At 61.9% G+C, this 8,828-nt stretch carries 6 protein-coding genes and 2 tRNA genes; 6 read left to right on the top strand and 2 right to left on the bottom strand.

Annotated features, from left to right (window positions below):
* Window positions 1–371 precede the first annotated feature (371 nt).
* From kdpF to ACRESD_RS03080, 6 genes are all read left to right on the top strand, one after another.
* Window positions 372–533 (top strand): K(+)-transporting ATPase subunit F, encoded by a 162-nt coding sequence (gene kdpF / locus ACRESD_RS03105; protein ID WP_431749581.1) that lies wholly within the window; start codon window positions 372–374, stop codon window positions 531–533.
* Between the two features lie 107 nt (window positions 534–640).
* The gene (gene kdpA, locus ACRESD_RS03100; RefSeq protein ID WP_431749580.1) at window positions 641–2,347 is read left to right on the top strand and encodes a potassium-transporting ATPase subunit KdpA; all 1,707 of its coding nucleotides are present in this window, start codon (window positions 641–643) and stop codon (window positions 2,345–2,347) included.
* Between the two features lie 10 nt (window positions 2,348–2,357).
* Window positions 2,358–3,005 (top strand): K(+)-transporting ATPase subunit C, encoded by a 648-nt coding sequence (gene kdpC / locus ACRESD_RS03095; RefSeq protein ID WP_431749579.1) that lies wholly within the window; start codon window positions 2,358–2,360, stop codon window positions 3,003–3,005.
* 12 nt (window positions 3,006–3,017) lie between these two features.
* On the top strand, window positions 3,018–5,087 hold the full coding sequence (gene kdpB / locus ACRESD_RS03090; RefSeq protein ID WP_431749578.1) for a potassium-transporting ATPase subunit KdpB: 2,070 nt from the start codon (window positions 3,018–3,020) through the stop codon (window positions 5,085–5,087).
* A 128-nt stretch (window positions 5,088–5,215) separates the two neighbouring features.
* Window positions 5,216–7,867: a DUF4118 domain-containing protein gene (locus ACRESD_RS03085; protein WP_431749577.1), complete on the top strand. Its 2,652-nt coding sequence runs from the start codon at window positions 5,216–5,218 to the stop codon at window positions 7,865–7,867.
* The gene (locus tag ACRESD_RS03080) at window positions 7,864–8,556 is read left to right on the top strand and encodes a response regulator (protein ID WP_431749576.1); all 693 of its coding nucleotides are present in this window, start codon (window positions 7,864–7,866) and stop codon (window positions 8,554–8,556) included. The genes ACRESD_RS03085 and ACRESD_RS03080 overlap by 4 nt, the downstream gene beginning before the upstream one ends.
* 85 nt (window positions 8,557–8,641) lie before the next feature.
* Here ACRESD_RS03080 and ACRESD_RS03075 read toward each other — a convergent pair.
* Both ACRESD_RS03075 and ACRESD_RS03070 read right to left on the bottom strand, forming a co-directional pair.
* Window positions 8,642–8,718: transfer RNA gene (locus ACRESD_RS03075), tRNA-Asp, on the bottom strand.
* A gap of 19 nt (window positions 8,719–8,737) precedes the next feature.
* Window positions 8,738–8,813, bottom strand: a tRNA-Val gene (locus ACRESD_RS03070).
* Window positions 8,814–8,828 lie beyond the last annotated feature (15 nt).

Raw genomic sequence — 8,828 nt, 5'->3', positions numbered from 1 at the left:
GGATATATCCCCGTAAAGATTCCGTATAGATCCCAAGTTCCCCATAACGATTACGTCGTGCCTATTGAGCAACTAACCCCCCACCCTCTACCGTCACCTCCTACCCCAAAAACCCGTAGGAAGTCATCGTGGAAAGTTCAACTTTAGGCATGGTCGTCCTGTCAATGATTGCACTCTTCGGCACCGCCGCGTTTTGCTTCGAACACCTCGCCACCCGCAACGAGAAGAAAAAGAAAGCCAAATAAGCGGGTCGTCAAAATCAGCAGAACCCCAGCGTTTAAAGGGATACCCCGGCATCGGGCTATCCCTATTTTTCGTTCGCCCCGCCAAAGCCGATCTATATACCGTCTTAATACCGCCCCCACCAATCAGTGCCCGAGCTTGATACGCAAGCCCTTAACCTCCCCGGCTTATTCAACCAGGGGAGTTACACCGTGCTCACACTTAATTTCATTTATATCGCCAGCGGCTTATGTGCCGTCGGGCTGTTCGCTTACTTGGGTTACGCCCTTATTCGCGCCGAAAGATTCTAGGGAGTTCGCCATGTACGACGTGATGTTTATAGGCCTCTCCCTGGTGTTTTTTGTTGCGACTGCCATGGCCATTGTCGCCATGGGCAAGCTTTGAACGGAGCCACGACATGTTAAGCACTTTGCTGGAATTCGCGCTGGTACTGGGATTGATGACCGCGCTCGCCGTGCTGATGGGCAAGTGGCTGACCCGGGTCTTTACCGGGACGCGCCATGCCTTGCCGGAACGTTGCACCTATCGTGTGCTGGGCATCGACCCACAGGAAACCATGGGCTGGGCCCGCTACGGCTCAGCGCTATTGCTATCGAACGCGGCAATGATGCTGCTGGGCTACGCCATCCTGCGCCTGCAGGCCGTGATGCCGATCAACCCGCTGGGGTTGGCCGCGCAAACCCCGGACCTGGCGTTCAACACCGCCGCGTCCTTTATCACCAACACCAACTGGCAGGCTTATTCGGGCGAATCCAGCCTGTCGAACTTCAGCCAGATGGCCGTCATCACCTTCCTGATGTTCGTCGGCGCCACTTCAGGCGTGGTGGCAGCCGCAGGTTTCATCCGCGGGTTAAGCCGTTCGAGCTCGGCCGATATCGGTAATTTCTGGGTCGATTTCACCCGTACGCTCTACCGGGTGATGCTCCCCCTCTGCGTGGGCATGGCGCTGGTGTATGTGTGGCAAGGCATGCCACAAACCTTCGCCTCCCAAGCCTTGGCGACCACCCTTGAGGGCGCACAGCAGCAGCTGATTGTCGGCGCAGTCGCCAGCTTTGAGTCGATCAAGCATATCGGCACCAACGGTGGCGGCTTCTTCAGCATGAACGCGGCCCACCCATTCGAAAATCCGACGCCACTGACCAACATCCTGCACATCCTCAGCATGTTGCTGATCCCGTCAGCGCTGACCTACACCTTTGGCAGCATGCTGCTGCAACGCCGTCAGGGCTGGGTGTTTTTCGGCACCTTCCTCGTGATGTTCATCGGTTTCCTCGCGCTGGTGTACGGCGCTGAACAAACCGGCAACCCGTTGCTGACCCAGGCCGGTGCCAACCAGACGCTGTCGATCGAGCAAAGCGGCGGCAACATGGAAGGCAAGGAGCTGCGCTTCGGCATTGCCGACAGCAGCTTGTTTATTGCCACCACCACCGCCGCAACCACAGGTTCGGTCAACGCCATGCACGATTCGTTGACGCCCATGGGCGGCTTCGTGCCCCTGGCGCAGATGATGCTCAACTGTGTGTTTGGCGGCGACGGCGTGGGCTTTATCAACCTGATCCAGTACGCCCTGCTGACGGTGTTCCTGGTGGGCATGATGATCGGCCGCAGCCCTGAATTCCTTGGCAAAAAAATCGAGGCTCGGGAGATGAAACTGGTGATGCTCTCAGTGCTCGCCCATCCCATCAGCATTCTCGGCTTCACTGCCCTCGCCGCCCTGTGGCCAGACACCCTGGCCAGCCTCAACAACCTCGGCCCCCACGGTTTCAGCGAGGTGCTCTACGCCTACACCTCCGGTACCGCCAACAACGGTTCGGCGTTTGCCGGACTGAACGCCAACACACCGTTTTTCAATACCACCATCGGTCTTGCGATGTTGATCGGGCGCTTCTTCACCATGCTGCCGATGCTGGCCGTGGCCGGCTCCCTGGCACGGAAAAAGACCGTGCCAGCCGGTGCCGGCACCATCCCCACCGCCACTGCACTGTTCATGGTGCTGGTGGTGTTCGTGGTGCTGGTGGTCGGTGGCCTGACCTTCTTGCCGGCGCTCGCGCTCGGCCCGCTGGTGGAGCAACTGCAGTTGCTGTCCGGCCAGACCTACAACTGAGGACACGTTGATGACGACTCAATCGATATTCAAAGGGCTGCTGCGCCCGGTGCTGGTTTCGGCGGTGTTTTTCATGGTGCTGACTGGCCTTGCGTACCCGGCGCTCACCACCGTAGCCGCGCAACTGTTGTTCCCGTTTCAGGCCCAGGGCTCGCTGATCGAACGCGACGGTCTGGTGATCGGCTCCGCATTGATTGGCCAGGACTTCACAAAGCCCTCGTACTTCCATGGCCGCCCAAGCATGACCCTCGGTGCCGACCCGCAAGACTCAAGCAAGAGCATTGCGCAGCCGTACAACGCAGGGGCCAGCGGTGCGAGCAACCTGGGGCCAACCAGCCAGAAACTTGTGGACCAGGTCGCCGCACGCGCCAAAGCCTATCGCCTGGACAACGGCCTGACAGCCGAAGCTTCGGTGCCGGTGGATGCGGTCACCGCGTCCGCTTCGGGCCTCGACCCGCACATCTCGGTGGCCAACGCCCGCCTGCAACTGGCGCGGGTGGCGCGCTTGCGGCACCTCCCCGAAGCCGAACTGCTGCAACTGCTCAACGCCCACACTGCCGCGCGCACCCTTGGCCTGCTCGGCGAGCCACGGGTGAATGTGCTGCAACTCAACTTGGCGCTGGATGCGCGTCAGCCTTCTATTGCGGTCAGTGAGTAAGAGATGTCCCCCATGAAAAATGCTCGTTTACCTCTGTTTGATCGACGTATCGTGCTCACCGCCGGCGTCGATGCACTGAAGAAACTGCTGCCCCAGGCGCAATGGAAAAACCCGGTGATGTTCGTGGTTTACCTGGGCAGCCTCCTCACCACGTTGCTGTGGTTCCAATCCCTGGGCGGCCAGGGTGAAGCGCCCAGCGGATTTATCCTCAGCATCACCTTGTGGCTGTGGTTCACCGTGCTATTCGCCAACTTCGCCGAAGCCCTCGCCGAAGGCCGCAGCCGCGCCCAGGCCGCCAGCCTGCGTGGCATGAAGCGCCAAACGCTGGCCAAGTTGCTGCAGCAACCGCGCCACGGCAGCGCGTGGCTACCCCTGGAAGCCAGCCAACTGCGCAAAGACAACGTGGTGTTGATCGAAGCCGGCGACCTGGTACCGCTGGACGGCGTGGTGATTGAAGGCGTCGCGTCGGTGGATGAAAGTGCGATCACCGGTGAATCGGCACCTGTGATTCGCGAGGCCGGTGGCGACTTTTCCTCGGTCACCGGTGGCACGCGAGTGCTGTCGGATTGGCTGGTGGTACGCATCAGCGTCAACCCCGGCGAGTCGTTCCTCGACCGCATGATCTCGATGGTCGAATCGGCCAAGCGCCAGAAAACCCCGAACGAAGTCGCCCTGACGATTTTGCTGGTGGGCCTGACGCTGTTGTTCCTGCTGGTGATCGCCACCCTCAGCCCTTATTCGATCTTTGCCGTGGCCATGAGCGGCAGCGGCAGCGTGATCAGCGCCACCGTGCTGGTGGCGCTGCTGGTGTGCCTGATCCCTACCACTATCGGCGGCCTGCTCTCGGCCATCGGTGTGGCAGGCATGAGCCGGATGATGTCGGCTAATGTCATCGCCACCTCGGGCCGTGCGGTCGAGGCGGCGGGCGATGTCGACGTGCTGCTGCTGGACAAGACCGGCACCATCACCTTGGGCAATCGCCAGGCCAGTAGCTTCTTGCCGGCGCCGGGTGTGAAGGAAGCCGACTTGGCTGACGCCGCACAGCTCGCGTCCCTGGCGGACGAAACCCCGGAAGGCCGCAGCATTGTGGTACTGGCCAAGCAGAAATTCGACATCCGCGCGCGGGACATCCACGCCCTGGGCGCCAGCTTCGTGCATTTCACCGCGCAAACCCGCATGAGCGGCGTCGACTTGCCCGAAGGCCGGGCGATCCGCAAGGGCGCGGCGGATGCGATCCGCAGCCATATCGAAGCCTTGGGCGGCAGTTTCCCAGCGGCGTTGCAGGCCAAGGTCGATGAAGTCTCGCGGCGCGGCAGTACACCACTGGTGGTGAGCGACGGCACTCGGGTGTTGGGCGTGGTGGAGCTCAAGGACGTGGTCAAGGGCGGCATCAAGGAACGCTTTGCCGAGCTGCGGCGCATGGGTATCAAGACCGTGATGATCACTGGCGATAACCGCCTGACAGCGGCGGCCATTGCTGTGGAGGCCGGCGTCGATGACTTCCTCGCCGAGGCCCGGCCGGAAGACAAGCTGCAACTGATCCGCGACTACCAGGCACAAGGCAAGCTCGTGGCCATGACCGGCGACGGCACCAACGATGCACCAGCGCTGGCCCAGGCCGACGTGGCGGTGGCGATGAACAGCGGCACCCAGGCCGCTAAAGAAGCCGGCAACATGGTCGACCTCGACAGCAACCCGACCAAGCTGATTGAAGTGGTCGAGGTCGGCAAACAGATGCTGATGACCCGCGGTGCCCTCACCACCTTCAGCGTGGCGAATGACGTGGCGAAGTACTTCGCCATCATCCCGGCCGCCTTTGTCGCGACCTACCCGCAACTCGGCGCGTTGAACGTGATGCACCTGAGCAGCCCCAACTCGGCGATTCTCAGCGCGGTGATTTTCAACGCGTTGATCATTGTCGCGCTGATTCCCCTGGCCTTGCGTGGCGTGACTTACCGAGCGATTGGCGCGGCGGCGCTGCTCAATCGCAACCTGTTGATCTATGGCCTGGGCGGCGTGCTGGTGCCGTTTGCCGGGATCAAGGTGATTGACATGTTATTGAGCGGATTAGGTCTCGTGTAGTACCGAAATCCAATGTGGGAGCGGGCTTGCTCGCGAATACGGAGTGTCAGTCAACTCATCTGTCACTGATACACCGCATTCGCGAGCAAGCCCGCTCCCACACTTAGACCGTATTCATCAGGACAAATATGCCCGCATTAAGTGACGAACGCCCCGACCCCGACGCCCTGCTCGCCCGAATCCAGCAGGAAGAACAAGCCGCCTTGCGCGGCAAATTGCGTATCTACTTCGGCTCCAACGCCGGGGTAGGCAAGACCTGCGCCATGCTGGCGGCGGCGCAGCGTGAAGTTGCCCAGGGCCGCGATGTACTTGCCGGCGTCGTGGAAACCCATGGCCGCGCCGAGACCGCCGAGTGGCTCGACGGCCTGGAACAACTGCCCCGCGCCGTGCTGTTGCACCGTGAATCCCCCCTCGACGAATTTGACCTCGACGCCGCTCTACGTAGGCGCCCAGCTCTGGTGCTGGTCGATGAACTGGCCCATAGCAACGTGCCCGGCTCACGCCACCCGAAACGCTGGCAAGACGTGGAGGAACTGCTTTGCGCCGGTATCGACGTGTGGACCACCCTCAACGTGCAGCATCTGGAAAGCCTGAATGACGTGGTCAGTGGGATCATCGGCATTCGTGTGCGCGAAACCGTACCGGATCATGTGTTCGATAACGCCCACGACGTGGTGGTAGTCGACCTGCCGCCGGATGATCTGCTGCAACGCCTCAAAGACGGCAAGGTGTATCTCGGCCCGAACGCTGAACGCGCCTCCAAGCATTTTTTTCGCAAGGGCAACCTGCTGGCTCTCCGTGAACTCGCCCTGCGGCGCACGGCGGATCGCGTCGACACGCAAATGCGTGTGTACCGTCGCGAACAATCGATCAAGACGTTATGGCCTGCTCGCGAACGCTTGGTGGTGGGCGTGGCGGGTGATGCCGGCGATGAACGCCTCGTGCGCGAAGCGGCGCGACTGGCACAGAAGCTGGAAGCCGACTGGATCGTGGTGCATGTCGCGTCGGCCCAGGGTCGCGGCGCCAAGCGTTACTTGACCGCCATGAAAACCCTGAGCCTGGCCAGCGAGTTTGGTGCCGACACGGCCACGCTGCCGGGCATGGACGTCGCAGAAGCGCTGGTTGCCTGCGCCCGCGAGCACAATGCCAATCGCCTGGTGCTGGGCCATCATCCGCGTCAGGCGTGGCGTTTCTGGCATCAGTCGGTCAGCGACCGGATCAGTCGTCATCACCCGCAGATCGATCAGATGGTGATGGCTCACGGCGTCTTGCCGGGGCCTGCGCCGGTTCTCGAAAAACCGACGCCGACACCGGGCAAAACCCTGGCTTATCTGTGGGCCACACTCGCCTGTTTCACCGCCAGCGCCATCGCGGCATTGCTGCTGCAAGTGTTCGACCTGGCGAACGTGGTCATGCTGTTTCTGCTCACCGTGGTGCTGGTGGCACTGCGCTATGGACGCGGCCCCGGCGTGTGGGCAGCGATGCTCGCGGTGCTGTGTTTCGACTTCTTTTTCGTGCAGCCGACCTACTCATTCACGGTCAATGACACCCAGTATTTCTTCACCTTTGCATTGATGCTCGGTATCGCCCTGATCACCGGACAACTCACCGCCCGCCTTCGCCACGAAGCACGCACTGCCGCCGCACGGGAGCGGCGTGCCACGTCACTGGCACGGTTGGCGCGTGACCTGTCGGCAGCGTTGACGGTGGAGCAGATCAGCGAAGTCGCCCTGCGCACGTTCAGCGGTGTGTTCGACGCACGGGTCGGCCTGGCGCTACCGGACGCCGCCGACGGTGTGCACAGCGTCAGCACGAGCGGGCTGCCGATTGACGAAAGCATCGCCCAATGGAGCTACGACCATGGCCAGCCCGCAGGTCACGGCACCGATACGTTGTCGGCGGCCAATGGCTGCTACTTGCCGCTCAAAGCCCCCATGCGCGTACGCGGCGTGCTGGTGTTGGAACTGACCCAGCGTGAACGCTTCAACGACCCGCAGGAACGCCGCCTGCTGGAAGCCTGCATGAGCCAGCTGGCGATTGCGCTGGAACGCGTGCATTTCGTCGAAGTGGCGCAAAGCACCCTGGTGCAGATGGAAGGCGAGAAGATGCGCAACACACTGCTCGCGGCGATTTCCCACGACCTGCGTACGCCCTTGACCACGCTGATCGGCGCCGCCGACACCGCACTGCCTCACGCCCCACCCGGCCCACTGACCGAGTTGCTGCATGGTATCCATGAGCAAGCCACGTCGATGCAGCGGCTGATCGAAAACCTGCTGGATATGGCGCGCCTGCAAGAGCGCGGCGTGCGCCTGAACCGACAGTGGCATTCCCTGGAAGAAATCCTCGGCAGCGCCCTGCGCCAGTTGCGTGAACCCTTGGCGCACCATCAGGTGCGCACCTCGCTCGCCGCGCAATTGCCGTTGCTGGAGATCGACGCGCTGCTAATCGAACGGGTGCTGGTCAACCTGCTGGACAACGCCGCCAAGTACACCCTGCCAGGCAGCATTATCAGTATCACCGCCCACACTGCCTCGGACAGCCTGGTTCTGCAGGTCAGCGACAACGGCCCGGGCCTGGCCCCGGCCAATCTGTTTGAAGCCTTTGCGCGAGGCCGGCAGGAGTCGTCGGTCGCCGGGATCGGCCTTGGCCTGGCGCTGGCCAAGCGCATCGTCGAAGCCCACGGCGGGCGCATCGAAACCCAACCGGACCGCGCCTGCGGCATGCATTTCATCATCACCTTACCGGCGGGCACGCCGCCGTCCATGGAAGCCCTATGAGCACTGCACGCATTTTGATTGTTGAGGACGAGGCCAATATCCGCCGCTTCGTCGGGATTGCCCTGCAAGACGAAGGGTTTCAGGTATTCGAGGCCGATAGCGTCAAACGCGCGCTGATCCATGCCGCCAGTCGTCAACCGGACCTGGTGATCGTCGACCTCGGCCTGCCGGATGGCGACGGCAAACAGTTGATCAGCGAATTGCGTGGCTGGTTGTCGGTGCCGATTCTGGTGTTGTCGGCCCGGGACCGCGAGGAGGAAAAAGTCGCGGCCCTCGACGCCGGTGCCGATGATTACCTGACCAAGCCCTTCGGCGTGCCCGAGTTGCTCGCACGCATCCGCGCGCAACTGCGCAGGCATGGGCAAACCGGCAGCGTGGTGGCCACCAGCAAGGTGGCGTTCGGTGGGATTGAAGTCGACCTGGCGACCCATGAAGTGTGGCGCCAAGGCCAGCCGGTACACCTGACGCCCATTGAATACCGCCTGCTCTGCGCCATGATTCGCGGCCAGAGTCGGGTGCTCACCCATCGCCAACTACTGCTGGAAGTGTGGGGGCTGGATTATGTGGACCGCGCCCACTACTTGCGGGTGCACATGGCCCATCTGCGGCAAAAACTGGAGGCAGACCCCACGCAGCCACAGCATTTCATCACTGAGTTGCAGGTGGGTTATCGCTTGATGGGGCTGTAGACAGAAAATCCAGGCAAAAAAAAGCCCGCTCGATGAGCGGGCTTCTTGTGGCGACCTGGCGTTCAGTATTCCAGGTTGCCGAATATGGCGCAGCGGACGGGACTCGAACCCGCGACCCCCGGCGTGACAGGCCGGTATTCTAACCGACTGAACTACCGCTGCGCGTAACACTTGAAGCGAATGGTGGGTGATGACGGGATCGAACCGCCGACCCTCTGCTTGTAAGGCAGATGCTCTCCCAGCTGAGCTAATCACCCTTCGTTTCGGTGTGG

The organism is Pseudomonas sp., from assembly GCF_050739995.1.
Classification (GTDB): Bacteria; Pseudomonadota; Gammaproteobacteria; order Pseudomonadales; family Pseudomonadaceae; genus Aquipseudomonas.
Note: the sequence above shows the minus strand (reverse complement) of the source record. Positions and strands in the feature narration are given on the sequence as shown.

Bases quoted from the DNA above. Each gene is read 5' to 3' on its own strand.
- kdpA (WP_431749580.1), top strand. From the start codon at position 641: ATGTTAAGCACTTTGCTGGAATTCGCGCTGGTACTGGGATTGATGACC.
- kdpC (WP_431749579.1), top strand. From the start codon at position 2,358: ATGACGACTCAATCGATATTCAAAGGGCTGCTGCGCCCGGTGCTGGTT.
- kdpB (WP_431749578.1), top strand. From the start codon at position 3,018: ATGAAAAATGCTCGTTTACCTCTGTTTGATCGACGTATCGTGCTCACC.
- ACRESD_RS03085 (WP_431749577.1), top strand. From the start codon at position 5,216: ATGCCCGCATTAAGTGACGAACGCCCCGACCCCGACGCCCTGCTCGCC.
- ACRESD_RS03080 (WP_431749576.1), top strand. From the start codon at position 7,864: ATGAGCACTGCACGCATTTTGATTGTTGAGGACGAGGCCAATATCCGC.